This is a genomic window from Hyphomonas sp. UBA3601, assembly GCF_002375605.1.
Classification (GTDB): Bacteria; Pseudomonadota; Alphaproteobacteria; order Caulobacterales; family Hyphomonadaceae; genus Hyphomonas.
This window is the reverse complement of record NZ_DFME01000026.1, coordinates 1-299: the sequence shown is the minus strand read 5'-3', so window position 1 is coordinate 299 and position 299 is coordinate 1. Positions and strand designations below refer to the sequence as shown.

Annotated in this window: 1 protein-coding gene; it reads left to right on the top strand. The window is 61.9% G+C overall.

Annotated elements, in window-relative coordinates; translation table 11 throughout:
* A partial coding sequence (locus tag B4F73_RS02615) for a DEAD/DEAH box helicase (RefSeq protein ID WP_290482441.1) occupies positions 1 to 299 on the top strand: 299 nt, incomplete at both ends.

The following is a 299-nucleotide window of genomic DNA, read 5'->3' as shown; positions in this document are numbered from 1 at the left end:
GACATCATGGCCAGCGGGCGCCGCCGCGCGCTGATGCCGCGCTCGCTCATACTCGCACCTACCCGCGAGCTTGCGGCGCAGGTTGCCGAGAATTTCGAGAAATATGGCAAGCACCTGAAACTCACCATGGCCCTGCTCATTGGCGGTGTCAGCTTCAAGGAACAGGAAGGCCTGCTCCAACGCGGTGTCGACGTACTGATCGCCACACCGGGCCGCCTGATGGACCAGTTCGAACGCGGAAAGCTGCTGCTGATGGGGGTCGACTACCTCATCATTGACGAAGCCGACCGCATGCTCGA